The 26,438-nt window shown below is 67.0% G+C and carries 21 protein-coding genes and 2 pseudogenes; 12 read left to right on the top strand and 11 right to left on the bottom strand.

The window, feature by feature from the left end; translation table 11 throughout:
* Positions 1 to 2,079, bottom strand: coding sequence for a hydantoinase/oxoprolinase family protein (locus tag C5O27_RS04380; protein WP_035755428.1), 2,079 nt, complete (start codon positions 2,077 to 2,079; stop codon positions 1 to 3).
* Between the two features lie 259 nt (positions 2,080 to 2,338).
* Here C5O27_RS04380 and C5O27_RS04375 point away from each other — a divergent pair, with 259 nt between their 5' ends.
* From C5O27_RS04375 to C5O27_RS23245, 7 genes and pseudogenes are all read left to right on the top strand, one after another.
* Complete coding sequence (locus C5O27_RS04375) at positions 2,339 to 2,896, top strand: MaoC family dehydratase (protein WP_075863371.1); 558 nt, start codon at positions 2,339 to 2,341, stop codon at positions 2,894 to 2,896.
* Positions 2,893 to 4,104, top strand: coding sequence for a CaiB/BaiF CoA transferase family protein (locus tag C5O27_RS04370; protein WP_006360561.1), 1,212 nt, complete (start codon positions 2,893 to 2,895; stop codon positions 4,102 to 4,104). Before C5O27_RS04375 ends, C5O27_RS04370 begins: the two co-directional genes overlap by 4 nt.
* Positions 4,101 to 5,486: an MmgE/PrpD family protein gene (locus C5O27_RS04365; RefSeq protein WP_127962009.1), complete on the top strand. Its 1,386-nt coding sequence runs from the start codon at positions 4,101 to 4,103 to the stop codon at positions 5,484 to 5,486. Before C5O27_RS04370 ends, C5O27_RS04365 begins: the two co-directional genes overlap by 4 nt.
* Before the next feature lie 76 nt (positions 5,487 to 5,562).
* Positions 5,563 to 6,726 carry an acyl-CoA dehydrogenase family protein gene (locus C5O27_RS04360; protein WP_040723529.1) on the top strand — a complete coding sequence of 388 codons (1,164 nt, stop codon included), beginning with the start codon at positions 5,563 to 5,565 and terminating at the stop codon, positions 6,724 to 6,726.
* On the top strand, positions 6,723 to 7,559 hold the full coding sequence (locus C5O27_RS04355) for an HpcH/HpaI aldolase/citrate lyase family protein (protein ID WP_127962008.1): 837 nt from the start codon (positions 6,723 to 6,725) through the stop codon (positions 7,557 to 7,559). The genes C5O27_RS04360 and C5O27_RS04355 overlap by 4 nt, the downstream gene beginning before the upstream one ends.
* Positions 7,560 to 7,657: 98 nt before the next feature.
* Positions 7,658 to 9,229: a hypothetical protein gene (locus C5O27_RS04350; protein WP_127962007.1), complete on the top strand. Its 1,572-nt coding sequence runs from the start codon at positions 7,658 to 7,660 to the stop codon at positions 9,227 to 9,229.
* Between the two features lie 199 nt (positions 9,230 to 9,428).
* A pseudogene (locus C5O27_RS23245) lies at positions 9,429 to 9,647 on the top strand (integrase core domain-containing protein); the annotation flags it as partial.
* Here the strand turns inward: C5O27_RS23245 and C5O27_RS04340 are convergent.
* Positions 9,644 to 10,792: a polysaccharide deacetylase family protein gene (locus tag C5O27_RS04340; RefSeq protein ID WP_425269596.1), complete on the bottom strand. Its 1,149-nt coding sequence runs from the start codon at positions 10,790 to 10,792 to the stop codon at positions 9,644 to 9,646. The pseudogene C5O27_RS23245 and the gene C5O27_RS04340 sit on opposite strands and share 4 nt — an antisense overlap.
* Positions 10,793 to 10,995: 203 nt before the next feature.
* Between C5O27_RS04340 and C5O27_RS04335 the strand changes: the two genes are divergently transcribed.
* Together C5O27_RS04335 and C5O27_RS04330 are read left to right on the top strand one after the other, a co-directional pair.
* Complete coding sequence (locus C5O27_RS04335; protein ID WP_127963758.1) at positions 10,996 to 11,910, top strand: alpha/beta hydrolase family protein; 915 nt, start codon at positions 10,996 to 10,998, stop codon at positions 11,908 to 11,910.
* Between the two features lie 190 nt (positions 11,911 to 12,100).
* Positions 12,101 to 13,078: an IS481 family transposase gene (locus C5O27_RS04330; protein ID WP_127961867.1), complete on the top strand. Its 978-nt coding sequence runs from the start codon at positions 12,101 to 12,103 to the stop codon at positions 13,076 to 13,078.
* Here C5O27_RS04330 and C5O27_RS04325 read toward each other — a convergent pair.
* Positions 13,075 to 14,703 carry an HNH endonuclease signature motif containing protein gene (locus C5O27_RS04325; protein WP_127963757.1) on the bottom strand — a complete coding sequence of 543 codons (1,629 nt, stop codon included), beginning with the start codon at positions 14,701 to 14,703 and terminating at the stop codon, positions 13,075 to 13,077. The genes C5O27_RS04330 and C5O27_RS04325 overlap by 4 nt on opposite strands.
* 348 nt (positions 14,704 to 15,051) lie before the next feature.
* On the opposite strand from C5O27_RS04325, the gene C5O27_RS04320 reads away from it, so the two are divergent.
* Complete coding sequence (locus C5O27_RS04320; protein ID WP_006357763.1) at positions 15,052 to 15,849, top strand: SDR family oxidoreductase; 798 nt, start codon at positions 15,052 to 15,054, stop codon at positions 15,847 to 15,849.
* 6 nt (positions 15,850 to 15,855) lie between these two features.
* Here the strand turns inward: C5O27_RS04320 and C5O27_RS04315 are convergent, their stop codons facing one another.
* Positions 15,856 to 16,815: a phosphotriesterase family protein gene (locus tag C5O27_RS04315; RefSeq protein ID WP_127962005.1), complete on the bottom strand. Its 960-nt coding sequence runs from the start codon at positions 16,813 to 16,815 to the stop codon at positions 15,856 to 15,858.
* A gap of 175 nt (positions 16,816 to 16,990) precedes the next feature.
* Here C5O27_RS04315 and C5O27_RS04310 point away from each other — a divergent pair, with 175 nt between their 5' ends.
* Positions 16,991 to 17,533 carry a dihydrofolate reductase family protein gene (locus C5O27_RS04310; protein WP_127962004.1) on the top strand — a complete coding sequence of 181 codons (543 nt, stop codon included), beginning with the start codon at positions 16,991 to 16,993 and terminating at the stop codon, positions 17,531 to 17,533.
* Positions 17,534 to 17,536: 3 nt separating this feature from the next.
* Here C5O27_RS04310 and C5O27_RS04305 read toward each other — a convergent pair whose 3' ends face one another.
* The 6 genes and pseudogenes from C5O27_RS04305 to C5O27_RS04280 form a co-directional block, all read right to left on the bottom strand.
* The gene (locus C5O27_RS04305; protein ID WP_127962003.1) at positions 17,537 to 18,814 is read right to left on the bottom strand and encodes a TY-Chap domain-containing protein; all 1,278 of its coding nucleotides are present in this window, start codon (positions 18,812 to 18,814) and stop codon (positions 17,537 to 17,539) included.
* A 95-nt stretch (positions 18,815 to 18,909) separates the two neighbouring features.
* Positions 18,910 to 19,704, bottom strand: coding sequence for a hypothetical protein (locus tag C5O27_RS04300; RefSeq protein WP_127962002.1), 795 nt, complete (start codon positions 19,702 to 19,704; stop codon positions 18,910 to 18,912).
* A gap of 154 nt (positions 19,705 to 19,858) precedes the next feature.
* Complete coding sequence (locus C5O27_RS04295; protein WP_006868410.1) at positions 19,859 to 21,034, bottom strand: TY-Chap domain-containing protein; 1,176 nt, start codon at positions 21,032 to 21,034, stop codon at positions 19,859 to 19,861.
* 296 nt (positions 21,035 to 21,330) lie between these two features.
* The gene (locus C5O27_RS04290; RefSeq protein WP_127962001.1) at positions 21,331 to 22,995 is read right to left on the bottom strand and encodes a DUF6777 domain-containing protein; all 1,665 of its coding nucleotides are present in this window, start codon (positions 22,993 to 22,995) and stop codon (positions 21,331 to 21,333) included.
* Between the two features lie 218 nt (positions 22,996 to 23,213).
* Positions 23,214 to 24,743 (bottom strand): annotated as a pseudogene (locus C5O27_RS04285) (flavin-containing monooxygenase).
* 146 nt (positions 24,744 to 24,889) lie between these two features.
* A complete protein-coding gene (locus C5O27_RS04280; RefSeq protein WP_005200705.1) occupies positions 24,890 to 25,252 on the bottom strand; it encodes an Rv2640c family ArsR-like transcriptional regulator in 363 nt (120 codons plus the stop codon).
* A gap of 97 nt (positions 25,253 to 25,349) precedes the next feature.
* Between C5O27_RS04280 and C5O27_RS04275 the strand changes: the two genes are divergently transcribed.
* A complete protein-coding gene (locus C5O27_RS04275) occupies positions 25,350 to 25,835 on the top strand; it encodes an ArsI/CadI family heavy metal resistance metalloenzyme (protein WP_208651428.1) in 486 nt (161 codons plus the stop codon).
* A 71-nt stretch (positions 25,836 to 25,906) separates the two neighbouring features.
* Here C5O27_RS04275 and C5O27_RS04270 read toward each other — a convergent pair whose 3' ends face one another.
* On the bottom strand, positions 25,907 to 26,332 hold the full coding sequence (locus tag C5O27_RS04270; RefSeq protein ID WP_127961999.1) for an arsenate reductase ArsC: 426 nt from the start codon (positions 26,330 to 26,332) through the stop codon (positions 25,907 to 25,909).
* Positions 26,333 to 26,438 lie beyond the last annotated feature (106 nt).

Below are 26,438 nucleotides of genomic sequence, written 5' to 3'. Positions count from 1 at the left end.
TCAGGCGCTCCTCTCGATGATGATGTGGCCCACGGCGTCGACCGTGGCCTTCTGTCCGATGCCGACGATGGTCGTCGAGTCGAACTGCTGGACGATGGCCGGGCCCTCGAAGGTGTTGCCGGCCTTGAACAATGCGCGGTCGTAGACGGGGGTCTCGACCCATTCGGGGTCGGCGGAGTCGTTCTTCCAGAACAACGCCTGGGTGGTCGACTTGATGGCGCCCGACGCGTCGGCGCCGCCCGCCTCGATCTCGGCGATGCGAATGTGCTCGACCGCGCCGACACCGGTCACGCGGATGTTGACCAGCTGTACCGGCTTGTCGTCGAACCGCTGCGAATAGGTACGCCCGTGCACTTCGTGGAAGGTGGCCGCGGTCTGCTCGACCCATTCGGCGGTGATCTCGCCGTCGGGTGCCGGCACACGAAGCTCGTAACCCTGTCCGACATAACGGCAGTCGACGCTGCGCTCGAGGGTGATGTCCTCCTCGGCGATGCCGTCGGCGCGGAGCTGGGCGACGGCCTGCTCGGAGAGCCGGTCCATCTCGCGGCTCAGCAGGTCGAGATCGGGCTCGGCCGAGGAGGTCCAGACCGTGGTGGGGACCTCGTACCGGACGTCGGTGGTCAGCAGGCCGACCGCCGAGGTGATGCCGGGATGTCCGGGGACGATGACGCGTGGGATGCCCAGGTGCTCGGCGATCTGCCACGCGTACAGCGGGCCGGCGCCACCCTCGGCGACCAGCGAGAACTCGCGTGGGTCATACCCCTTGCGCACCGAGTGCAGGGAGATGGCCTCGGTCATCGAGTGGGCCAGGATCTGGAAGATGCCCATCGCGGCGTGCTCGAGATCGGCGCCGAGTTTGTCGGCGATGTGGGTCTTGACCGCCTCGGTCGCCAGCTCCGGCTTGACCTCCATGGTTCCCGACAGGAAGCTGTCGGCACCCAGCCAACCCATGACCACCATGGCGTCGGTGGAGGTGGGTTCGGTGCCGCCGCGGTTGTAGCAGGCGGGTCCGGGCATGGCGCCCGCGCTGCGCGGTCCGACGCGGAACATGCCGCCCTCGTCGATGCTGGCGATCGATCCGCCTCCGGCGCCGATGGTGTCGACCTCGGCCATCGGGACCATCGCGTGGTAGTCGCCGATGCGGGTGTCGAGCAGATGCTTCATGCGCAGCTTGCCGTCGGGTGCGACGCCGATGTCGGCCGAGGTGCCGCCCACGTCGAGGGTGATGACACTCGGGTAGCCCGACGCCTTGCCGATGAAGCATCCGCCGAGAAGTCCGGCGACGACACCGCTGGTCAGCAGCGAGACGGGGACCTCGCTGGCGCTGCGCGACGTGACGAGACCGCCGGCCGAGGTCATCAGGTGGACGTCCTCGCCGACCTGTGCGGCCTTGGCCTTGCCGGCCAGGTTCTCGATGTACCGGGAGGTCTTGGGTCCGACGAAGGCGTTGAGGGCGGTGGTCGAGAAGCGCTCGTACTCGCGGTACTGGCTGGCGACGTCGCTGGAGAGCGACACGAAGACGCCGGGGTACTCCTCGGCGATGATCTCGCGGACCCGCTGCTCGTGGGCCGGATTGCGGTAGGCGTGCAGGAAGGCCACGGCGATCGCCTCGACCCCGCGCTCGCGGAGAAGAGCGACCTCGCGGCGGACGGCGTCTTCGTCGAGCGGGGTCAGCACGTTGCCGGCGGCGTCGATCCGCTCGGCGACGGTCCGCCGGTTGCGCCGCGGGACCAGCTGCCACTTCTGCCACGGCAGATCCTGGTAGTTGGAGTAGTTCAGGGGGCGCTTCTTGCGCGCGATGTGCAGGAGGTCGCGGAACCCGTCGGTGGTGATCATGCCGACGTCGCTGCCGTTGTGCTCGAGCACGATGTTGGTGGCCACGGTGGTCCCGTGGAAGAACATCTCGATGTCCGCGACGTCGATGCCCGCGCGTTCGGCGAGCACCTCGATCCCGTCCATCGTGCCGATCGAGGGATCGTGGTTCGTCGACGGCGTCTTGTGCACCGTCACCGTCCCGTCGTCGTCCCACAGGACCAGGTCGGTGAACGTACCGCCCACATCCACGCCGATTCGCTTCATCGAAACTCGCTTCCTCTTTTCGTACCGTCACCCCGACCTCGGATCGGTGCGCCCCATCCGGTGACGGGAGTGATCTAAGCCATAGCTGCGCTCGGAAGGATCATGCAATACATCGGATGTTTAGGCAACCCATGGACCAGAATTCATGCACGAGCGTGGGAAAGGCGTGTCTTGACGAGCTAAAGATCTGATGTTTATGGTGGGCCGCGTCACGGAGTGTGCTTTTCGACGACGACGCCGCACCCTTGTAGGAGGACCATTGACCACCCATCCCGCCACTCTCGGACGCTTCTTCGAGGACTACGTCGTGGGCGACGTCTATCAGCACCCGATGGGCCGCACGATCACCGAGACCGACAACGCGTGGATCACGTGCCTGACGATGAACACCAACCAGAACCACTTCAACGAACATCTCGCCCGGACGAATCCCATCACCGACGGCAAGGTGATCGTGAACTCGGGGCTGACCATCGCCCTGGTGCTCGGACTGTCGGTGATCGACATGAGTCAGAACGCCGTCGCCAACCTCCAGTTCACCGACGTCAAACTCCAGCATCCGGTGTACGTCGGCGACACGATCTACGCCGAGAGCATCTGCACCGACCTGCGCCGGTCCAAGTCTCGTCCCTACGCGGGCATCGTGTCGATGGTCACCCGCGGGATCAATCAGGACGGCGAGGTCGTGGTCGCCTGGAACCGCTCGGTCATGGTCGCCACCCGCGAGAGCGGTATCGGACAGAACTACTTCCCCGAGGTCAAGGCGCCCTCGCTGACCGAGGTCGTCGCCGCCCAGACCGAGGACGCGCGGTCATGAGGCCGCTCGAGGACGTCCGGATCATCGCCGTCGAACAGTACGGCGCCGGCCCCTTCGGCAGCGTCCACCTCGCCGACCTCGGGGCCGACGTGCTCAAGATCGAGGAGCCGACCTCCGGTGGCGACGTCGGGCGATACGTTCCGCCCTACAACAAGGGCGAGGACTCGCTGTTCTTCGAGACCTTCAACCGCAACAAGCGCAGCCTGTCGCTGGACCTCGGAACCCCCGGCGGGCGCAGGGTGTTCGAAGATCTGGTGCGCACCAGCGATGCGGTGTACTCGAATCTGCGCGGCGATGTGCCGGCGAAGATCAAGATCACCTACGACGACCTCAAGCACCTCAACCCGGCCATCGTGTGCTGCAGCCTGACGGGGTTCGGCATGACCGGTCCGCGCGCGAAGCAGCCCGGCTACGACTACATCCTGCAGGGCCTGGCCGGATGGATGGACCTGACGGGTGACCCCGATGGACCGCCCACCAAATCCGGTCTGTCCCTTGTCGACTTCTGCGGCGGGTACGTCGCGGCGCTCAGTCTGATGTCCGGCCTGCACGCCGCCCGTCGCGACGGTGTCGGCGGCGACTGCGACGTCTCGCTCTACGACACCGCGATCTCGATGCTCACCTACCCGGCCGCCTGGCACCTCAACGCCGGATACCGGCCGGGACGCACCAAGAACTCGGCACATCCGTCTCTGGTGCCGTTCCAGGCCTTTGAAGCCTCCGACGGCTGGTTCGTCGTCGGTTGCGCCAAGGAGAAGTTCTGGGTGCGGTTGGCCGAGACGATCGGGCTGCCGGAACTTCTCGAGGACCCGCGGTTCACCGACTTCACCGCCCGTGGTGAGCACAAGGACGAACTGCTGCCGTTGCTCGAGAAGCGATTCGCCGAGGCGACGGTCGATCACTGGGTGTCGTTGCTGACCGAGGCGGGTGTGCCGACGGGGCCCATCAACGACGTCGAACAGGCGCTGACCGAGGAACACACCCTGGCGCGCGGGCTCATCGCCACCACCGAACACGAGGTGTGGGGTGAGGTACGTCAGGTCACCTCACCGGTGCGCTTCGGCAACGAGCCCGCGGAGTATCGTCGGGCACCGCGTCGCAACGAGAACTTCGACGAGGTGATGGAACTGCTCGGCTACAGCGCAGAGGACGTCCGCGGGCTGGTCGACGCCGGTGCTTTCGGATCGATCGCACAGGCCACGCCATGACCGCCCGCCGCCTCGCGAGCTGGGCCGCGGCCCTCGACATCGATGACATTCCCGAGGCCACCCGGCGGGCCGCGCTGCGACACCTGCTCGACGGCATCGGCAATGCCATCGGAGCCCGCCGGCTCGACCAGGGCGGACCCGGACTGTCCGTGGCCCGCGGGCTCGGCGGCCCGGCGCAGGCACATCCGCTCGGTGACTCCGACGCCATCTCGGCGCCCGCGGCAGCCTTCGCGAACGGGGTGCTGATGCATGCCCTGGACTTCGACGACACGCATGCCGGTGCACTCGTGCATCCGACGACGGTCGTGGCGCCGGCTGTCCTGGCCGTCGCCGAGGAAGTCGGGGCGACCGGCGCGCAGACGGTGACCGCGCTGGTGGCCGGGCTGGAGATCGCCTGTCGACTGGGCGCGGCGGCACCACACGGCTTCCACGCACGCGGCCTCCATGCGACCGCCGTCGTCGGCCCGCTCGCCGGTGCCGTCGCCGCCGGCCTGCTGTACGGCGCCGACGCCGATCGTCTGACCGATGCGATCGGCATCGCGGCGTCGTCGTCGGGCGGCTTGCTCGAGTTCCTCGACACCGGGGCCAACACCAAGGTCCTGCATCCGGGGAATGCGGGCTTCAACGGTGTCCTCGCCGCGCGCCTGGCGCTGGCCGGGGCCAGCGGACCCGAATCGGTGCTGGAGGGCCGGCGCGGGCTGTACCGCGCGCTCGCCGACCGCGACGTGGATCCCGACGGGATCGTCGCCGATCTCGGAACTCGTTGGGAGAGCGCCGGTATCGGCATCAAGCCGTACCCGAGCTGTCAACTCATGCATGCCTCGCTCGATGCGGTCGCGCAGGCTCTGGCCGAGGCCGCGCGATCGGGCACCGAGGTGTCGGCGTCGCGTATCACTGCCATCAGCGTCGACGTCCATCCCGACAGCGTGGACATCGTGTGTGGGCCGGGCACCGGTACACGCAGTCCCCGCAGCATCTACGACGCGAAGTTCGACCTGCCGTGGAGCGTCGCCGCACTCGTCCACGACGGAGCGGTCACCGTCGACACCTACGCCGAGGCCTCGATCGTCCGACCCGAGGTGGCCGCCACCGCCGCACTCGTCGACGTCGTCCCCGCACCCGATGCCCGCCCGGCCGCCGACGCCGCCGGCCGGGCGGTCATCACCCTCGACGACGCCACCCGGCTCGTCGGCGAGGTTCCCTGCAGCCGAGGCACTTCCGGCCGTCCGATGGACGATGCCGCGGTGGCCGAGAAGTTCCGGGGCAACGCCGGCGGGGGAGAGGCCTCCGAGGCACTCGTCCAGACCGTTCTGGGTCTGTGCGACGCACCGTCCGTGGGGCAGATCCCGGCGCTCGCGGCCGACATCCTCGCCCCAGGCTGACCCACCTTCACCTGCCGGTCCGCGGCCGGGCCCGGGTCTAACATCTCCGATCACCTCTCAGATCAAGGATCACACAATGGATTTCAGCTTCACCGAGGAACAGCGCGACTTCCGGTCGGCGCTCCGCCAGCTGGTCGACAAGGAGATCATCCCGGTCGCCAACGAATGGGAACGCGAGGGCCGCTATCCCACGGAGATCGTCGCGCGGCTGCGGGACATGGGTCTGTTCGGGATCACCACGCCGGAGGAGTACGGCGGACTCGAACTCGACATGGTGTCCTTCACCCTCGTCTACGAGGAGATCGCCCGCGGTTGGATGGGTATCGCCGGCATCCTGGGCAGCCATAACCTGGCGTGCTGGATGATCGCGCGACATGGCACCGAGGAGCAGAAGCAACAGTGGCTGCCCCGGTTGGCGAGCGGTGAATGCCGCACCGGTATCGGGCTGACCGAACCGGGTGCGGGTACTGACCTGCAGGGCATCAAGACCACCGCCACCCGCGACGGCGACGATTACGTCATCCGCGGCACCAAGACGTGGATCACCAACGCACGCCATGCGAATGTGCTTCCCGTCCTGGTCAAGACCGATCCGTCGGCCTCGCCGGCGCACAAGGGTATGAGCATCCTGCTCGTCGACACCACGACCCCCGGATTCGAGGTCCAGCGCGACCTCGGCAAGCTCGGGTACAAAGGCACCGAATCGTGCGAGATCTTCCTCGACGAGGTGCGGGTGCCCGCGTCGACGCTGCTCGGCGGGATCGAGGGCCGCGGTATGCAGCAGGCGCTGTCCGGGCTGGAGATCGGCCGACTCAACATCGCCGGCCGCAGCGTCGGCATCGCGCAGGCGTCGTACGACGCGGCGCTCGACTACTCACGCCAGCGCACCGCCTTCGGCAAGCCGATCTCCGACTTCCAGGCGATCCAGCTCAAGCTCGCCGACATCGCCACTCAGTTGCAGGCCGCCCGGCTGATGACGTATTGGGCTGCCGCGAAGGCGGATTCGGGCGCACGCGTCGACGGGGAGGCAGGTATGGCGAAGTACTTCGCCTCGGAGACCGCGATCACCGCGAGCCTGGAGGCGATGCGCATCCACGGTGGTTACGGGTACTCGACCGAGTTCAACGTCGAGCGCTACTACCGCGACGCGCCGCTGATGTCGATCGGCGAGGGAACCAACGACATCATGCGGACCGTCATCGCCAAGGCGCTGGTCAACGGAACCGTCACCGTCGGATGAGTTCGCCGCTCGTCTACCTGTACGTACCGGGCGACCGGCCCGAACGGTTCGGCAAGGCGACCACGTCCGGTACCGACGCCGTGGTCCTCGACCTCGAGGACGCGGTACCGGTCGCGGCCAAGGACTCTGCGCGCATCGCGGTGGGGACCTGGCTGGAGAAGCGCGACCGGGCCGGGGTGCCCACGTGGGTACGGGTGAATCCCGGTGCCGAGCTCCTTGACGACCTGACCATGGCGGTCCGGTGTGGGGCCGACGGCATCTGGCTGCCCAAATGCGATGATCGCGCGACGCTGGATCGCGTGGACCGGATGCTCACCGACCTCGAGGCTGCGGAGGGCCGTCCGCGGACGCCGGTCTCACCGCTGATCGAGACCGGTGCGGGTCTGGTGAATGCGCCGGCGATCGCCGCCGGCCCCCGCGTCGAGTTCGTGCAGATCGGCGAGGTGGACCTGGCTGCCGACCTCGGCGTGACGCCGGTCGTCGGCGACGAGTTGCTCTGGGCACGTTCCCAAGTCGTGGCCGCGTCGGCGGCGGCACGGATCCGGCCACCACTCGCGGCCGCGTCGCCGGTCATCGACGATCCGGAGTCGTTCGAGACCGAGACCCGGCGCCTGACCGGGCTGGGCTTCTTCGGTCGTGCGTGTATCCACCCGCGCCAGATCCGGCCCGCGCGTGCCGGTCTCGCACCGACCGCGTCCGAGGTGGACACAGCGGTCGACGTGCTGGCGGCATTCGATGCCGCCGGGCAGGGAGCCGCGACCGACAGTGCCGGCCGGCTCATCGACGAGGCGGTTGCCCGCATCGCACGTCGGACGCTGGCTCGCCGGGGCTGATCCCCGCGAACGACATTTCCGTGACAGACTGCCGGCAAGAATGCGGATTCTTCTCAGGACCTGCTCAGGATGCCTGATTTGTCCGCTACTGTTTTGCCATGCTCAGTACCCGGTCTCGCCTTCGCGCGTCATTCCGTGTTTCCGCTGCCGGCCTGGCGGTTGCCGCAGCCGCTGCGTTCCTGACCGTAGGCGCCGACACAGCGGACGCCGCACCGGTCGTGAATCCTCAGGCCGGAAAGGTCGTCGCCCACTCCGGGTTCGATGTGAAACGCGACGGCTTCTCCTTCGAGAATTGGGGAGACAACGACGCCCTGCACCGGCGGGGACTCACCATCGAGGGAATGCGCGCGGTGTTCGGTGACGAGGTGTGTGCCCGCATCGTGCTCGGGGTCTGCTCGCCGACCACCGTTGCCGAACTCGTGCAGGCGGAGTTCAACGAGTCGATGACCGGCGGTCATTGCTACGGCATGGCGGCGCTGGCAGGTCTGTACAACACGAAGCGGCTGAGCCAGTTCCCGCTGGCGCTGCCAGGACAGAGCGTCTACAGCATGCCGGCGTCGGGGACGCTGGACGAACTGATCGCCCGGATGTTCATCACCCAGGGCTTCCCTCCCACGGACCTCGCCGAACGTGAGGTCTCGGTGCCACAGGCGCTGTCGAAGCTCCGTACCGCATGGTCGCGCAACGACAACTACATCCTCGCCATCTATACGGACGAGGAACATTCCGCCGGGCATGCGATCACACCGATCGCGCTCCGTGACCTCGGTGGCGGCAAGCACGGAATCGTCGTCTATGACAACAATTTCCCGGGCCGGGAGAAGATGGTGGTCGTCGATCCCGCCGCCGACTCCTGGTACTACTCGACGGCGACGAACCCGTCCGAGCCGACGATGCTGTACCAGGGCTCGCCGAAGAACAGGATGATGCTGGTCCCGCTGGCCCAGGTTCTGAAGCGTCATCAGGATCCCGACCTGCGCACCGACGACACCGTCGTGCTGGTCAGTGACACCAACGGCACGGCGCAGGGTGTCGGTGACGTGGACTGGGACGTCCGGGTCACCGATCCGTCCGGCAAGCCGATTCCCGGTGTCGAGCAGCGGATTCTGTTCAACAATGACAATTCCGCACGATTCACCGTGCCGGCGGGCAAGCGTTTCCGCATCGTCGTGGACGGTGTCGAGGCCGGGCGTACCGCCGACATCAACACGACCGTGCTGAGCGCGGGTGGAGCGGTGGCGGTCGGCGACCTCGAGGTCCCGGCGGGTGCGACATCGGCGCTCGATGTCGATCCGGTTCGTCACGCGGTGCGGGTGAGTTCGTCGGCACCGACGACAGCCGTGTTCGAGGTCGCCACCGAGGACTCGTTGCGGTCGGTCTCGGTCGACACCTCGCAGCTCGCTGTCGGCCCGGGCTCGTCGGTGTCGGTGGGGGCCACCTCACCGGTCGGCGTGACCGTGCGGACCGAGGGGCGTTCGCAGAAGTTCCAGGTCGCGGTCGAACGCAGCGACACCATCGCCGACCGGAGTGCGGTCACCCGGACTCCGGTCACCCTCCGGCCGGGCGCGACGCTCGATGTGCCGGTGGATCTCTGGACGGGGTGGACCCCGCTGACCGCAACGGTGCGCGCCGGTGGGTCCACCACGCCGGTGCCCCTGACGGTCAGGTGATTCCGCCGTCCGGCGAGTCGACGTGACATAGGGAGAATCCCCGACGGTGGCCGACATCGCGTACACGGCAGCGCCCAGGGCACCCGTAACTCCAGCGCGCACCGCGAGCCTGTACGACCCCGCAAAGTTCCTGGCCGCCCGAACCTGGGGTACGCGTTCCTCCACCACGCCGTCGACGACCACTCCCAGTAACAAGTGGACCCGACCGTACCGGCCGCAAACCAACGGCAAGGTCGAACGATTCAACCGGACCCTCCAGGAGGAATGGGCCTACGCTCGCCCCTACCTCAGCGAATCCGAAAGCGTCGCAGCCTTCCCCGAATTCCTTCACAACTACAACCACGAACGCGGCCACACCGCACTTCGAGGCAACTCACCCGCCGACCGCGTACCCAACCTGGCGGGTCAGTACGTCTAGTGATGCGCGTCGACGGCGACCGGGGCCATCGACCGCCACTTCTTCAGGACCGCGGGGTCCTGCAGCTCCATCCAGGCGATGACGTCCTGGTGGGTGGCGCAGATGACCTCCGGCTTGGTGCACGCGCGGCGCATGAAGGCGGCGGTCGCCGGGTTGAAGGCGTTGGCGTTCCAGGTGTTCAGATGGTTGGCGATCACCAGCGGCGCGCGGTTTCCCTCATAGGCCCGGCGCAACATGTAGTCGTAGGTGCTGGTGACGACCCGCGCGATCCGCGCACGATCGGCGGGCCGATCCGTCGCCTTGTTGACGCTGTACCAGAAGTTGTAGTCGAGCGCTGTCTGGCGTTGCTTCAGCGCCGGCGACCAGACGTAGGGGACAGGGAATTCCCAGATGCCGTTGATCTTCGACGGCCAGTAGACACCCGGTCGCGACGCCGGCATCGACGAGTCCCACATCATGTCGTAAGCGCGCAGCGCGGGGAAGAGCGCTTTCATCGAACCCTCGAGGCACTGTGTCCGAGCGCCTTTCACCGCTTCGGGTCCGAAGGCGAGGTCGGGTCCGGTGCGGATTCCGTTGAGTTCACGCCACTGCGTCATGAGCCGGAAGAACTGAGCCAACTCGTGACGCCATTCGGCACTGGTCCACGACTTACCGGGATTCTTTGTGCCCGCGCAGAAATGGCCCACGAAGTGGGTGCCCATCTCGTGGCCGTCGTACCAGGTGCGGTTGAGGTAGGTGATCTCCTCGATCACCTCCTTCTTCGATCCGCCGAATCCGATCGCCGCCTCGCCGGGTTTGTATCCCGGACCGCGGTACTGCCGCTTCTTGGCGTCGGTGAGGAGATAGAGCCCGGTCATGAGCGCGGTGAATCTCGCGTCCGATTCGGCGGCGGTGCGCAGGAACAGGTCCCAGTTCTTCGACACCCCGACGCCGTCGAAGGAGAACAGGATGAATTGTGGCGGTTTCTCACCCGGTGCCAGTCGCTTCATCGGGACGTTCGACGCCACTCGTGTGGGCGGTGACGGCGGAGCCGGGGAGAGTGTGGTACTGATATTTGGAATCGTCTCGGGCACAGCCGACTTCGCCGAGGTGGCGCATCCGGCGAGTAGAACGGTCAGAACCACGACGATCGGCGCCGAGATCATCCGCGTTCCGCGCCCGATCGCCAATTGGATACCCCCGTCATTACTTTCGCTTTACCTTATGCGGCAGAATGTGGAATGGCCTCGTGGCCGGAAAGGCAGGCACAGAATTGTTGCCTTCGTTGACCCTTCGTGATTTCCGGCGATCCGGCTGGTCGCCTGTCCCACTTCGACTTCTGGGCGTCGCACTCGCCGCCGGTCTCGGACTGACGGCGTGCAGTGCCGACGATCCGTCGGCGTCGGGTCCGGTCAAGACCCAGACGGCGACCTCCACCGAAGAGGTGGAGTACCTCGACGAGGTCACCGTTCACCGGTTCGAGTACCCGACGCCCGGCGAGGCCGACAGCGAGCAGAACTGGGCCGAGTTGTACCTGCCGGAGGGGGAGCAGCGGGTCGATTCGATCCCGCTCGTCGTCTTGATCCACGGTGGTGCGTGGCAGAGTGCGCTGGGCGCGGACATCTTCGAGCCGCTCGCGCGGGATCTCGCGGATCGCGGGATGGCGGTCTACAACGTCGAATACCGACGGGTGGGTTCGGGTGGCGGCTGGCCGACGACCTTCCGGGATGTCGCGAGTGCGCTCGACCACGTCTCGGTGGTGGACAAGCAGTTCCCACAGATCACCACCGACGATGAGCTCGTCGTCGGACACAGTGCGGGCGCGCAGCTCGCCGTGTGGGGCGGTACTCGGCACAAGCTGGAGGATGACGAGGTCGGTGCGAGGCCGGTGTTCCGGCCGACACGCATCGTCTCGCTCGCCGGACCGCTCGACATGGTCTATGCCGCAACGCATGGCGACGATCGCATCGTGACCGCCCTCGGTGGCACACCGCGTCAGGTGCCGAAGCGCTACGCCATGGTCGATCCGATCCAGAACATCGATCCGTCGACGCCGGTTGTCGCCGTGCACAACACCGGCGACCGCATGGTCTCGTCGGCCAACTCGAGTCGCTACGTCGAAGCCGTCGTGAAGCAGGGAGGCGAGGCCACCGCGGTACTGCTCCCGGGCGGCAACCACGGCTCGGTGGTGACCTCTACCGCGCCCGAGTACCCGAAGGTTCTCGACATCATCACCGGCGCGTCGTCTGCGGACCTCGACGATGTGGACGAGGTGACAAACTGACCAGCGCCCGTTCCGGCTCCCCGGGGGGTGCGTGGGGTGGTGGTGTGCGTGCGTTTCTCGCTCCCTGAGGTGTGAGGAGCGTTAGCTGTAACTCTTGGGGAGGTTGTGAACGGCGTGGTGCCGGTCAACAGGTGAGGGCCTCCGGTATCGATGTGGTTACCACACACACGCCGATCACCAAGAGGCCCTCATGACCCACCGTAATGCCTTCCTCACCGAACGTGGCCGTCTGGCCCTGGCTCAGTGCGTCGTCGATAAGAACTGGCCTCTACGACGGGCCGCCGAACGGTTCAACTGCTCACCGGCCACGGCCAAGAAGTGGGCCGACCGCTACCGGCAGACCGGTGAGGCCGGCATGGCAGATCGGTCCAGCCGCCCCTACCGGTCACCCCATCAGCTCCCTGTGCGCCGGGAACGTCGAATCATCAAGTTGCGGTTCCTGCGTCGCTGGGGCGCTGCACGAATCGCTGCGCACCTGCGGCTAGCAAAATCGACCGTCGAGGCGGTGTTGCGCCGGTATCGGATGCCGCTGTTGCGTCACCTCGACCAGGCCACCGGGCTTCCGGTACGCCGGACACCGCCACGACGCTACGAACACGACGCTCCCGGCGACCTGATCCACATCGACATCAAGAAACTCGGCCGCATCCCCGAAGGCGGCGGCCACCGCAAACTCGGGCGCACGATCGGCAACCGGCACAACAAGAAACACCGCCCGGGGTACGCATATCTGCACCACGCCGTCGATGACCATTCCCGGCTGGCATACTCCGAGATCCTCACCGACGAACGCAAAGAGACCGCCGCGCAGTTCTGGGACCGCGCCAACGCCTTCTTCAGCCAACATGGGATCACTGTGAGACGAGTGATGACCGACAACGGCGCCTGTTACCGCTCAAAGGTTTTCGCAGAATCCCTCGGCGCCGAGATCAAGCACAAGAAGACCCGTCCCTACCGCCCGCAAACCAACGGCAAGGTCGAACGATTCAACCGCACCCTGGCCTCGGAATGGGCCTACGCCGAGTTCTACAGCTCAGAAACCGCCCGCGCAGCCACCTACGACGACTGGCTACACCACTACAATCACCACCGAGCCCACACCGGCATCGGCGGACTCACCCCGATCGAACGCCTACACGTTCACAACCTGCCCGGGTCTTACAGTTAGCGACGAACCTCGAAGGGCCGGTGACCTTCCCGTCCTGAGCGGCCGTACGCGTGGTCGAGAAGCGCTGAGGCGACCACGAGTTCGACGGGCGTGGCGTCACGTAGGTCGATCACCTGGCGGAGGTATAGGCGTGGTTGATCGCCGGACTCCGGTTCGGGTCCGTGGATCTCGTCGCGTACCTGTTTGAGGTGGTCGGCGAATCGGCGGGGTATGTCGGGTCGCCGGTTGACGCGTTCGGGGTTGGGTGGTGCGCCGGGTGCGGTGTTGAGTTGCCAGGTGGTGCGACCTTCGTCGGGGCCGTCGCGAACTATGCGGGTGGTGAATTGTCCGGGCTGGTTTCCGACCATGTGGTGGTGGCGGGTGCAGGCGGGGGTGAGGTTGGTGATGTCGGTGAATCCGCCATCGACCCAATCGATGTGGGCATGATGCATTTCCACGTGCGTGGCGGGTACACAGCAGTCGGGGTTGGAGCAGCTTTCACCATCGGGCCGGGCGAAGGACACCAGTCGCTGTTCGCGGGTGGCCAGGCGTTTGCCGCGGCCGAAGTAGAGCGGGACGGCGGTGGCGTCTTTGAACACCGCCAGCCAGGGCTGGGCGTCGGCGATCATGGGGATGAGATCTGTGACGGGAATCTGGGTGCCGGTGGCGGTGACGGCGTAACCGGCTTCGCGGACGAGGTCGTTGAGGTCGGCCTTGACGATCACCTGCATGGGCAACCCGCGATGACTCTTCCCGAGCATGCCGTCCTCGAACACGGCTTTGAGGAGTGCGTTGAGGGCGTCGTGGTTGAGCTGGGCGGGGCTGCGGTCATCACGTTCGGCCGCGGCAGCCACAGCGTCGGGATCGGCATCCTCGATGGACCCTGTCGGTGATTCCGGATCATTCGGATTGTTCATCCCGGGTTTGGCCCACACGGCCAGGAACATCGACACCCGTGCCAGCAGTTCAGGCGTCAGGGTGCCGGCCATCTTGGCGGTGCCATCGGCGCGTTGCCGGTTGAGGTACAGGTTGCGGCGACGTTGACGGTCGGTGTCGTCGGTCAATGTTCCGTCGGGGTCGAGGTAGCCCAGGAGTCGGGCGCCGGCGTCGGTGATCTGGTCGGGGGTGAGGTTGACGGCTTGTTCGGCCATGGTGCGTTCGGCGGCGACCTTGATGTCGTGGTCGACCGCGTGGGGGATCTGGTCGAGCACGTCCATCACCGCATGCACGTGCCCGGACCCGACCCGACCGTCGGCGAACTCTTTCGCGAGGGTGGGGTGGACGGGTTCGAGGGGTGCACCGGTGGTGGCGTCGGGGTAGGTGGCGGTGGCGCGGGTTTGTTTGAGGCGTTTGCCGGGGTAGGCCATGCGGAGCCGGTATTTCATGTAGTCGATGACGCTGCGGTAGCCGGCTTTGCGCGGTAGGTCGCGCTGGTCGGCTTCGACGATCTGCTGGTTACCGGTGTAGGTGAGTCGGGCGATGGCTTGTTCGATACGGATTCCGGCGTCGTCGACCTCGGTGTCGGTGAGGCGGGTGAAACCCGCGGTCTGTAGCTGGTCGATGATCGCGTCGAGTTCGTCGAGTAACGCGGGCACCCCGGCCGGAGGCGACGCGTCGGTGATATCGGTCGATGCGCTGTCGGTCACGGCGGTCACCCCCTCGAGAATCTCGGTTCGAAGACATGTTCGACTGTACGCGCTATTCCGTTGGCGTGCAACAAGACTGAACTAACTTCACGGGCGGGATCTTGTCGGTGGGATAGTGTAGTGGAACGCAGTTCGGCGATGGCTCCGAGCTCACGGAAAGAGGATCGACCGGAACACCTGCGGAATCCGTGACCAGCCAGGCCCGTACCGACGGAGGAGATCGGTATCGCGCCCCTGATAATCCCTGCCCAGACCCGGAGGCGAACTCTCCGGCACGGGTCGTCCGTGGGAGACGGCTGGAACGTCTGGTAGGTCTTTATCCAGACTCACCGATCGAAGGAGATTCCCATGGACGTCGCAGGCAGGGTTGCCATCGTCACCGGCGGCGGGGGCGGGATCGGTGGTGCGCTCGCGCACGCACTGGTCGAGGCGGACGCGAAGGTCGTGGTCACCGACCTCGATGCGGCATCGGCGGAAAGCGTCGCCGGCGCACTCGGGGAGGCCGCGGTCGCGATCGCCGGCGATGCCTCCAGCGACGACCACATCGACGCCGCGGTCCGCCTCGCCGAGTCCACCTACGGGCCCGTCGACCTGTACTTCGCGAACGCCGGTATCGGACGTGGCGGCGGCCTGGACACCGACGAGGCGATGTGGGATCTGGCGCTCGACGTGAACCTGCGCAGCCACATCCGGGCGGCGCGTCGTCTGGTGCCGGAGTGGGTCGAGCGGGGCGGCGGGTACTTCGTCAGCACGGCGTCGGCCGCGGGCCTGCTGACCCAGATCGGCAACGCGCCGTACTCGGTCACCAAGCATGCCGCGGTCGGTTTCGCCGAGTGGCTCAACATCACCCACGGCGACGACGGTGTCCGCGTCAGCTGTTTGTGCCCGATGGGCGTCGACACCAAGCTGCTGCGGCCCGACGACGATTCGGCGACCGCGGATCAGAAGCTGATGCAGAGGGCCGTCGAGACCGCCGGTGAGGTCCTGACCCCGGGTGCGGTGGCCGCGATCGTGCTGGAAGCCGTTGCCGACGAACGGTTCCTGATCCTGCCGCACGCCGAGGTGCTGGACATGTACCGCCAGAAGGGCGCCGACTACGACCGTTGGCTGCGCGGAATGCGTCGCTACCAGCGCTCGCTGGCCTGACGACGGCTACTCGAAGTACCGGCGCGGGACGTCGACGAGCATCGTCGTGATGTCGGCGTCGCTGACCCCGCGTTCCCGCAGTGCGGGCAGGACGTCGTCGCTGATGTGGCGGTAGTTCCACTTCGGCAGCGCCTGCTTCTTCGCCTCGTGGTCGAACCAGTCGATGAAGCACGAGGCGTCGTGGGCGAGTGCCATGCGGTCGGCGTAGCCGCGTTTGCACAGTTCGGCGACCGTGTTCACCCGGTCCTCGAACGGCAGCAGCAGGTCGAGACCGAATCGGTCCATGCCCAGGATCGAGCCGGCGTCGGCGATCTTCATCAGGTAGTCGAGGTCGACGCTGTCGCCGGAATGGCCGATGACCACCTTGGTGAGATCGGCACCCTCTTCGGCCAGCACCTTCTGCGCCACCAGACCCGACTGGGTGTGCGGGTTGGTGTGCACGGTGATGGGCGCACAGGTCTGCGCGCTGGTCTGGCCGACGGCTCGCATCACGCGCTCGACGCCGGGCGTCAGCCCCTGTTCCTCTATGGCGCACTTGAGGAATGCGGCGCGGACCCCCGTGTCGGCGATGCCTTCGGTGAGGTCCTTGGTGAACAGATCGACCAGCGGTTCGGGAACATCGAACAGCAACCCGGGACCGGCGTAGTGGAACTGGAACGGGATGTCGTTGTAGGTGTAGAGGCCCGTCGCGACGACGATGTTGAGGTCGATCTGCTCGGCGATCCGCTGGATGCGGGGGATGTACCGGCCAAGCCCCAGTACCGTGGGATCGAGAATGGTGTCGATACCGAGCTCCTTCAGCTCGGACAGATCGCGGACGGCTTCGGCGACCTTCGCGTCCTCGTCCCAGTCGTCCTGGTAGTTCTGCCGGAATTCTTCGCCGACGATGAAGACGTGTTCGTGCACAAGCACTTTGCCGAGATCGGCGGAATCGATCGGACCTGCTGCGGTGTGGACGGTGGCCACGCGAACCTCCTCCGGGGCCCGCCTCGTCGCGGACCCGCTGCGCCGAACCCTAATCGACCCTCCTCTGGCGCGGAGGCGGTTTCGACGGCCCGCTACCGGCGGCCGATGAGTTCCGGTGGGACCTCGGGTCTGACATCGTGACAACAACGCAGACCGCGAGCACAGGAGCATCCCGATGGGAAAGATCCACGTCCACGAATTCATCACCCTCGACGGCAGTTTCGAGAACCCCGCCTTCACGATGCCGTACGGGTTCACCGACCGGATGGGCGAGGTGCTGGGCGGTATCACCGGCTCATGTGACGGCATCCTGCTGGGCCGCAACACGTTCGAGATGTTCGGTCCGGCGTGGTCGGAACGGAGCGTCGACGACGACCCGGGCGCTCCGTTCTTCAACGACACCACCAAATACGTCGTCTCCTCGACGCTCGACGAAGCGACCGGCTGGCAGAACTCCGAGGTCGTCGGTGGCTACGACCCCGATAAGATCCGCGAACTCAAGAGCTCCCACGACCTGTACGTCAGTGGCAGTGGCACGCTGGTCCGAGCCCTGTTGCGCGACAGGCTGGTGGACGAGTTGCACCTACTCGTCTATCCGGTGGTTCTCGGTAGCGGTGCGCGCCTCTTCGACGGTCTCGCCGACCTGCCGCTCACCCTGGTGGGGACGGAGTCCTTCGACAACGGCGTGGTGCACCTGTCGTACGCGTCGACCGCCTGAGCGTCAGGCCAGCTCCATCGCGCTGAGGAGCAACTGCGCCACCTCGGCGTAGGCGCGGTGCTCCGCTTCGCAGAAGGCGATCTCCTCCTCGCCCAGTTCGGCCTTGCGAGCCGAGGCGAGATTGTCCATCCACTCGCGCATCTCGGCGGCGCAGATGTCGAAGAACTCGTGCACGCGTTCGGGATCGCGGCGGCAGGCGATCAGGACGGTGGTCGGTGACAGCTTGCTGTCCGGCTTCTGGCTGAGGCGCAGCAGTGCCAGCAGAACCCCGGGGAGTCGTTCGCCACGGCACCGGTGCGTGGACTTCTTGCCACCGTCGAGCCGGGCGATCATCTCGGCGCGGGCGGTGGCGGCGAACTGGTCCCAGCGACGCAGCGCGGCGTCGAGGTTGGCGGGACTGAACACCGCCACGTCGAGTCGGCGCTGGGCATAGACGAGACCGTTGCGGACCACCACCGCGATCTCCGGCCAGCGCGGGGAGAACTCGGAGATCAGCATCCCCAGGACCGACGGTGGTGGCACCGCGGAACTGAGGATCGTCACGATCTCGAGCGCGCGTGCATCGCGGGTCGGCCGTAGCAACGACGTCCCCGACGACCGCAGGAAGATCGCCTTGCGCGGACTGATCACCACCGGCCGGCCGGCCGCGGCCATCGCGGCGCGGACCAGTTCGACGAGATGATCCTTGGACTGCGGCACGACGCCGCTCTCGACCGGGGCGTCGAGCGGATGGGCCAGCGAAGCGAAGCGGATGGTGTCGGCGTTGGTCGTCTCGGGGTCGAGCGCGTGGGTCCCGAACTCGCGGCCGTGTCGGTCGGTCCCCGGGGCGTCGTCGGTGGTCTCGGTGTCGGCCGATCCCGAGGCCAGATGGTGCCGCGCGTACGACGGGTCGCCGATGCTGACGAACGACGGGTGGATGACTCCCCACACCTCGCGCAGAGCTCGCACGGCGGCGCGGGCGAGGTCACCGAAACGGTCGTCGGCCACCTCGTAACAGAAGGCGCTGCGACCCTCGAGGCGGCACCAGCCGCGGTCGACGATGTAGGTGGCCTGCCGCATCCAGCGGTCCTTGTCGGTCCACGTCAGGTCTCCCGCGGAGATGGTGCAGCGCAACCGGTCCTCGTCGGCGACGGCGAACGTCATGCGCCTGCGCCAGCCACCGGCCGCGGCCTCCACGACCGTCAACGACTGCCCGGGAACGAGCTGCGGCACCCGGCCCGCGAGGGTGTCGGTGAAGTCCCGCCATGCCGCCTCGACGACGGCATCGAAATCGGGGGACATTCGCACTCCTTAGGGCTGGGTCCTCGTGCTGGGTGGCCGCCGGCGAACCTGCGGAACCCGAATATTACGACGCCTTCCTGACACCCGGGTGAGATCTACAGCGGAGTCGAATGCCGGGTCGTCTCGCCGAAGCTCGTGTGCCATGGGAGTCGGTGGTCGACGTAGTCGGCACACGTCAGCCGAGAGTGGGACGGTGAGCCGCCGGTCAGCGACTCCCACATCACCGAGTTGACGATCCGGACGGCCGCCGACCCCATCCGGGTCGGATGCCAGGTGTCGGCGGACTCCAGCGGGCCGATGACCCGAGGCGCCGCGGTCCGCGGTTGTGCGCGTGCCTGCTCGGCCCAGGAGATGTCGCAGAGGACGCAGGCATTCGCGGAGGTGTGGCGGCGGCGTCGTGCCCAGGCCTCGGCCCGCATCGGTATCACCGCCAGCTGTACCAGGATCCCGCCCGCGTCCGGTCTCGCCGCGGTGTGGATCGCTGGAGCGACGAACTGCCGGTGATCACCCGTGACCGTTCGGTACGACGCCAGGGTCTGCTGGGTCGGCACCTCGATGTAATCGTCGGTGGCGAAGTCGGGTGTCCCGGTGAACGGCTCACCGCTGATCGCGTTGATCCCGTCCACGCCGACCATCACCAGGAACGGATGCTGGTGCGGAGAGGAGAAGTCGATCCAGGTCGCCTCGGACTGCCACATCGGGATGACGGCGTCGGCGTCACCGGTCGGTGAGCCGTGCGCGAGCCGCAAGGTGGTGTCGGCGGTCAGTCCGCTGCGGTCGTGGGGATCGATCGCGCGCAGGGTCCTCGGGAAGACGACATGCAGGCGGGCGTCGGGTCCCAGTTCGGGGAAGGCGAACGTCAGCGTGCTGCGGTCGGTGGTGAGGGTCATGCAGTGCTCCGATGGGAGGCCGGGCGGGGCCGCCCGCAGGAGACCCACTACCGATATAGCGCAGGCATCACCGTGACGCTCGTGTACGGGGCCGTAATCCTCCGGGTGGACTACCGGAAGATCAGCAGGTGGGTGAGTCGTGTCCGGTTCGCGGCTACTTGGCCGTCGGACGACGGTCGGGGACGTCGTCGTCGGACAGCACGACGACCCGGAGCGCGGCGCGCAGATTGTGGGTCGTGGCCCGCCAGGCGTCGGCCTCGTGCCGGCATGCGTCGGCCTCGGTCGAGTCCGCGGACGCAACCGCGTCGGCCGCCGAACGCCGCCAGGTGAGGTACTGCTCCTCGCAGGTGTGGATGAACGAGAGGATGTCGGCCTGGTTGTAGCGGCAGATCTTGGCGACCTCATGAGCGGACAGCGACCGACCGTCGGGATCGAGTTCGAGCAAGGTCTGCAGCGCATCCGGCAGGCGTTCGTCGGTCTCGGGCCGGGTCGGCGCCGCAGTCTGCGTGATCTGCTCGATGACGTTCGGCGCGCAGTCGGCGAGGAAGCTGAACCACTCGGCGAGCGCGGAGCTCAGATTGTGGGGGTGGAAGACCGCACACTCGAGGGTCAGGGTCGCGAAGACCTCGTCCTGCAGGAGATGGACACGGACCGCCGAACCCATCGTCGGCTGGGCCGCCACGATGTCGGCGGCGCGCCTGCGATCGGGGATGTCGCCGGCCAGGCGGGCGAAGAACTCGAGCCGGGGGGCGTCCGACCGCGGGCTCAGCCACGAGGACACGGGCTTGGTCGGCAAGGCGATGTCGCCGTCGGCGTCGGTCTGGATCCGGCAACCGGTCAGGTCCTCGAGCGAACCGACGAGCAGTGCCCGGAGGTGATCGTCGTCGAAAGGCTGGACCGCGACCTCGATCTGTGGTTCGGCGCGCGCTGCCGGGGTGTGGTCGAGGAAGGCCGGGTGCACGACTTCCCAGACGCGACGCAGCGTGGCAACCGTGGTGTGGGCGAGTTCGTCGACGCGCCGGCGGCCCACCTCGTAGATGTGGGTGCCGTTGCGCAGCCGACGCCAGCCGATGTCGGCGAGCATGTCGAGATGCTCGAGGAAGTACTCCTCGGTGGGGTGCAGATCGGTGTCGTCGATGGTGCACCGCAGACGGTTCGACCCGGTGAGGGTGAATCGCAGTCTGCCGTGCGGGCCTTCGGGGATCAGGGGGTCCTGCTGGATGGTGAGCGTCGAGCCGGGGGTGAGGTTGGCCAGACGGTCGCCGACGTGCAACTGGAATGTGCGCCAGGCGTCATCGATGTTCGAGTCCACGGTGAAGTCGGGCGTCATGTCGACTTCCTTTCTCGTGCGCTGAGATCGAGGCCGCCCGGTGCGTACAGCGGGCTTCGGGTGGCTGCGGTGTCGGTTCGTCGACGGACAGCCCGGATGAGCCGGCTCAGACATGAACGACCACGAACCCGTCTCGGGGTTCAGGTTAGGTGACCGGGGCGACATTGTTGGTCGGTTGATCAGACCTATTGCTGAACGATTGCTCGAACCGTACCCCGCTCTGGGACACCCGGCTGACCACGCAGACGGTTCTCCCAGGACCGGGAGCGTAGTAGCAGGTCAGAGCCTGAATACCTTCATGCAGCCGGTGACGAGTAAGGCACCTCCGCCGCCGACTCGGGCGCGTGGGAGGGCTCCTCGGGAGGCGGGACGTACTCGGTGGTCGGCTCGGTGGTGGTCGGTGTCTCGGTGTGGGTTTCCTCCGGCGGCGCCTCGTAGGTCTCGGTCGATGTCTCCGCGGGCGGCGCCGACCTGGGGATCTCCGGTTGCGCCACGGTCCAGGAGGCGGACCGGACCACGACGGCCCGGGACGAGAGCGCCAGGGTCCAGACGCCAGTTGCGTCGGTCGCGCCGAGGACGGCGGCCCGTTGCAGCGCTGCGGCACTCACCGAGCGCGGTACGCCGTCGCTGCACGCCAGCGTGATGGTGCCCGACGCTGCACCGGCCGGGACCGCACAGCTGACCGACAGACCGGCGTCGTCGAAGACGAAGCTGCCGATCAGGTCGCCGGCGCCGCTGAAGGAGGTCGGCACGGATGCGGCCTCCGGTGGACTCTGGGCGGCGGGGTTCTCGGACGCGGGAGGCTCGGCCGAACCGGGGGCCGGCACCTCCGCCGAACCCGGGACGCCCGACCCCGGCTCTCCCGAGGGTGACTCGGCGGGGGAGTCGGAGGCGGGTGCGCCGACCGGCAGCCCGTTGTCCTCGGCGGCACGGTCCTCGACGGCCGGCGCGGCGACCGGGTTACCGGCCTCGAGCAGGCCGTTGCGTTCGGCGTCCTCGTCGGTTCCCGCCGTGAAGGGGGTGTTCAGCGACGCCGGTGTGGGCAGCGGTTCGGAGAGCGGTGGCAGGCCCGACAGGTCGAGTAGACCGCCCAGCGTCTGCGGGATGATCTCGCCGGTGAGGAAGTTGAGCAGCTGCAGGACCGACCCGCCGTTGGCGTTCGCGACGGGCGTGGGCGCACCCGGGACGATCGTCGTCGAGCGGTTGACCGCGGTGACGTTCTGGTTGTTGTAGGCGATGCGGGTCACCTCGCGGGTGTGGTAGCCCGGCCACGGCTGACCTTCGAGTCGATATCCGCCGAGGGGCGCCGACACCGGTGGGGCGAGCGGGTTGCCGCAGGAGCACATGGCGCGCGGGACTCCGGCGGCGTCGACGTACACCGAGGTCCCACGCTGCAAGACCGACTGGAACGGCTCCGCCCGACCCGTCGTGAAGGTGTGGTTCGTGACCCAGGTGTCTGCGGTGAGGACCACCGGGGTGAGGGTGTTGAGGTAGTGCGGGATGGCGGCCGTGCTGATCCCGAAGACGCTCGCCCAGGCGGCGGCCTTCGCCGGATCGGCCATCAGGCGGTTGCTGAGGGCCGCGGTGTCGCAGGCCATGGTGTCGCCCGTCGCGTACAGGCCGGCCTCGGTGCCGTTGACCGCGCGGCCACCCATGTCCGGAGCCCCGGCGCTCGCAGTGAGCGCGACGTTCGCCGGCAGGTTCCCAGCTCCGGCGACGAGAACCGGATCGGTGAACGGGTCGATGCCGGGATCGTTGACCGAGGCGAGCGTGAGACCGGGTACGTAGATGTCCCCCTTTCGGGCCTTCACCACGAAGACGATCCCTGCCGCGAGCACGAGCGCCAGGACGACGACGATCGCGCCGAGGACGAGGGTGAGGGCCTGCCGGTTCTTCGGCTGAGGAGGAACCGCACCGAAGGGCGTCGAGGGATGGGTCGGGGGACCGGGCGGGTAGGTCATCGGGGCGAACTCCTCGTGCCGACGCGCCGGCGCCACCGGCGCGGTCGTGGCGGGCAGAGGCGCTCGCCGAGTTCGAGTATCAACGCCCCATCAGACGCCGGGCAAGGTCTGACCAGCACAGATCGGACATCTGCCGCCAAATCTCGACCGTTCGGACCACACGGCGTAACGCGGCCGTCGGCGGGCCCGACACACCGGTTCGGGCCCGCGAGGTGTCCTCAGATGCGCCCGAACACCATCGAGTCGTCGATCTTGCTGATGCGGTGATCGAGCGCGTCCCGGTAGTAGTTGTGGCGCACCTTCCAGTGCCCGTGGGTGCCCGACTTCGGCAGCGCATCGGGTGACCGTTCGACGTACCCGGCCTTGAGATCCCACAACGGTTGCGCCGTCATCGGTTCGGACCCGAGATGCGGATAGGCGTGCGTGTAACCGTTCTCGCGCATGTACTTCACGAGGGTCGCGACGGATCGCGCGGTCATGTCGGCGCGCAGCGTCCACGACGCGTTCGTGTAACCCACCGACCAGGCGAGGTTGGGGACGTCCTCGAGCAGGTGGCTCTTGAAGACGAAACGGTCGTGCGGTTTCACCTCGTCACCGTCGATGCGCAGACGGGTCCCGCCGAATCCGAGCAGCTGCAGGCCGGTCGCGGTGACGATGATGTCGGCGTCGAGGTGCCGGCCCGACGTGAGACGCACACCGGTCTCGTCGAAGCGGTCGATGTGGTCGGTGACCATCTCGATCGATCCCTCGGTGATGCCGTGGAACAGGTCGGCGTCGGGGACCATGCACATGCGCTGATCCCACGGGTTGTACGTCGGGTTGAAGTGGACGTCGACGGGATAGTCGTCGGGCAGGTTCGCGGCGACGTTCGCGCGGATCAACTTGCGCCCCAGCTTCGGGAAGCGGTGGGTGAGGTGCACGATCGCCGCGGTCTGCGTCGCATAGCGGAGGCGGATCGCCCGGTGAGCGGCCTTGGGCGGGAGCAGCTTCTTGAGGGCTGGTGCCAGGTAGGCCTTCTGCTTCGACGAGAAGATGTACGACGGCGAGCGCTGCAGCATCGTCACGTGCGCGGCGTCGTCAGCGATGTTGGGGATGAGGCTCACCGCCGTCGCCCCGCTGCCGATGACGACGACGCGCTTGCCCCGGTAGTCGAGGTCCTCCGGCCAGTGCTGGGGGTGGATGATCTGCCCGGTGAAGTCCTCGGCGCCCGCGAAACGCGGCGTGTAGGGCTGGTCGTAGTCGTAGTAGCCCGTCGCGAAGAGCAGGAACCGGCAGCGGTAGGTCTCGGTGCGTTTGTCCGCACCCTCGCCGACTTCCACGCCGAGTGTCTAGGTGTCGGTCGAGGAATCCCAGTCCGCGGTCAGTACGTGCCGTTCGAAGCGGATCTGCTCGGCGATGCCGTACTTGTGCGCGGTGTGCTCGATGTACTTCCGGATGTCTTCGCCCTCGGCCAGTGCACCTGGCTTGCGCCATGGCTCGAACGGATAGCTCAGCGAGAAGATGTCACTGTCCGAGCGGACACCCGGATACCGGAACAGGTCCCAGGTGCCGCCCATTCGGGGCCGACGTTCGAGGATCAGGTAGTCGGCGTCCGGATTCTGCTCGCGCAGGCGATAGGCGCAGTCGATGCCGGACAGGCCGGCGCCGATGATGATGACGTCCCGCAGCGGGGACTCGGTTCCCGACGACGTGCTGGGCTCGGGATCACTGGCTGAGCGGACGGCGTCGGTGGCGTCGATCTCGGTCACGCAGACCTCCTCGGTGGGGTGCCTCGGCTGTTGCCATCATGCATCAGTTCCCACTGCCTGTGAACGGAATCACACCGACAGTCACGACGATAGGCCCCGGGCCGAGAATCCGATGCCAGGGGGATGCGTCACGCCAGACGGCTGGTTCAGCAGCATCCCGTGGTGGCGCTGAGGACATTGCGTAGTGCTTCCAGCGAGTCCGGGCGGGCGCGGTAGTAGACGTTCATCCCTCGTCGGTCGGGTGCGACCATCCCGGCCTTGCGCAGCTGCCCCAGATGGTGACTCGTAGTCGCTTCGGTGAGCCCGACCGCGGTCGCGAGATCACAGGTGCAGATTCCGTCACCAGTATCGGCGAGCAGGATCGAGACGAGTTTGATCCTGACGGGATCGGCAATCGCCTTGAGCCGCAACGCGATCTCCAGCGCGGTGTCGTCATCGAGCGGGGCCGCGGACACCGGCGCGCAGCAGATAGGGGCACTGATGTCGACCATCGGCAAGGTCTTGGGCATGACCCGACCATACCCTCGCACTTGACATATGTCGAAAAGGTGGCACCCTGCAGGTGTCAGTAGTTCGATATATGTCTCACAGGTGAAGGTGATGGTCATGTCCCGTATGCAGCTCGCGCTCAATGTCGATGATCTCGATACCGCGATCGAGTTCTACTCCAAGCTGTTCAACACCACCCCGGCCAAGCGCAAGCCGGGATACGCCAACTTCGCGATCGTCGAGCCGCCACTGAAGCTGGTTCTGCTGGAGAATCCCGGCCAGGGCGGCACGATCAACCATCTCGGCGTCGAGGTCGAGTCGAGCGAGAAGGTGCACGCCGAGATCGCCCGGTTGTCCGGGGAGGGCCTGTTCACCCAGGAGGAGATCAACTCCACCTGCTGTTTCGCGACGCAGGACAAGGTGTGGGTGACCGGACCGGCGAAGGAGAAGTGGGAGGTCTACACCGTGCTCGCTGACTCCGAGACGTTCGGGGCCAGCCCGAAACTGCTGGAACAGAACGCCACCGAGGACGCAGAGCAGGGCTCGGTGTGCTGCGGCGGCAGCGCCGCAAACCAGGCCGAGGCGCGCACAGCCTGCTGCTGACAGCCTCGGTTCGCGTTCTCAGGGATTTCCCGCGTTGCTCACACTCACGAACAACACCTGCTGTGGTGTGTTCATCGGCCGACCTGCTGGTCGGCGGGTACGAGTTCCTCGAGCAGGCCCTCGACGAGCCCGCGGATCTGATCGCGGATCGGACGGACCGCGTCAATGCCTTGGCCGGCCGGGTCGTCGAGGGCCCAATCGCGGTAGCTGACGCCGGGGAACACCGGGCACGCATCGCCACAGCCCATGGTGATCACGACGTCGGAGGATTCGACGGTGTCGGGGGTGAGGATCTTCGGTGACTGCGCGGAGATGTCGATACCGACTTCAGCCATCGCTTCGACAGCGGCAGGGTTGATCGATTCGGCAGGTGCGGATCCGGCGGAGCGGACCTCGACGCTGTCCCGGCCGAGGGCGGTCAGGAAACCGGCGGCCATCTGCGATCGGCCGGCGTTGTGGACGCACACGAACAGCACGCTGGGTCGAGAGGAAGACATGGAACACAAGCCCTTTCAGCTGTGAATAATGGTCGGAGGAGTCACACACGTTCGGCCGCGAGGCCGGACAGGAGCCCGCGAACTCGGGTCTCGAGGTCGCGCGAAC

It is taken from the genome of Gordonia alkanivorans (assembly GCF_004011905.1).
GTDB classification, from domain to species: domain Bacteria; phylum Actinomycetota; class Actinomycetes; order Mycobacteriales; family Mycobacteriaceae; genus Gordonia; species Gordonia alkanivorans.
This window is presented reverse-complemented; position numbering and strand designations above follow the sequence as displayed.

Excerpts from the sequence above, each read along its gene's own strand:
- C5O27_RS04380 (WP_035755428.1), bottom strand. The coding sequence starts at position 2,079 with ATGAAGCGAATCGGCGTGGATGTGGGCGGTACGTTCACCGACCTGGTC.
- C5O27_RS04370 (WP_006360561.1), top strand. The coding sequence starts at position 2,893 with ATGAGGCCGCTCGAGGACGTCCGGATCATCGCCGTCGAACAGTACGGC.
- C5O27_RS04365 (WP_127962009.1), top strand. The coding sequence starts at position 4,101 with ATGACCGCCCGCCGCCTCGCGAGCTGGGCCGCGGCCCTCGACATCGAT.
- C5O27_RS04360 (WP_040723529.1), top strand. The coding sequence starts at position 5,563 with ATGGATTTCAGCTTCACCGAGGAACAGCGCGACTTCCGGTCGGCGCTC.
- C5O27_RS04355 (WP_127962008.1), top strand. The coding sequence starts at position 6,723 with ATGAGTTCGCCGCTCGTCTACCTGTACGTACCGGGCGACCGGCCCGAA.
- C5O27_RS04350 (WP_127962007.1), top strand. The coding sequence starts at position 7,658 with ATGCTCAGTACCCGGTCTCGCCTTCGCGCGTCATTCCGTGTTTCCGCT.
- C5O27_RS04340 (WP_425269596.1), bottom strand. The coding sequence starts at position 10,792 with ATGATCTCGGCGCCGATCGTCGTGGTTCTGACCGTTCTACTCGCCGGA.
- C5O27_RS04330 (WP_127961867.1), top strand. The coding sequence starts at position 12,101 with ATGACCCACCGTAATGCCTTCCTCACCGAACGTGGCCGTCTGGCCCTG.
- C5O27_RS04320 (WP_006357763.1), top strand. The coding sequence starts at position 15,052 with ATGGACGTCGCAGGCAGGGTTGCCATCGTCACCGGCGGCGGGGGCGGG.
- C5O27_RS04310 (WP_127962004.1), top strand. The coding sequence starts at position 16,991 with ATGGGAAAGATCCACGTCCACGAATTCATCACCCTCGACGGCAGTTTC.
- C5O27_RS04305 (WP_127962003.1), bottom strand. The coding sequence starts at position 18,814 with ATGTCCCCCGATTTCGATGCCGTCGTCGAGGCGGCATGGCGGGACTTC.
- C5O27_RS04300 (WP_127962002.1), bottom strand. The coding sequence starts at position 19,704 with ATGACCCTCACCACCGACCGCAGCACGCTGACGTTCGCCTTCCCCGAA.
- C5O27_RS04295 (WP_006868410.1), bottom strand. The coding sequence starts at position 21,034 with ATGACGCCCGACTTCACCGTGGACTCGAACATCGATGACGCCTGGCGC.
- C5O27_RS04290 (WP_127962001.1), bottom strand. The coding sequence starts at position 22,995 with ATGACCTACCCGCCCGGTCCCCCGACCCATCCCTCGACGCCCTTCGGT.
- C5O27_RS04280 (WP_005200705.1), bottom strand. The coding sequence starts at position 25,252 with ATGCCCAAGACCTTGCCGATGGTCGACATCAGTGCCCCTATCTGCTGC.
- C5O27_RS04275 (WP_208651428.1), top strand. The coding sequence starts at position 25,350 with ATGTCCCGTATGCAGCTCGCGCTCAATGTCGATGATCTCGATACCGCG.
- C5O27_RS04270 (WP_127961999.1), bottom strand. The coding sequence starts at position 26,332 with ATGTCTTCCTCTCGACCCAGCGTGCTGTTCGTGTGCGTCCACAACGCC.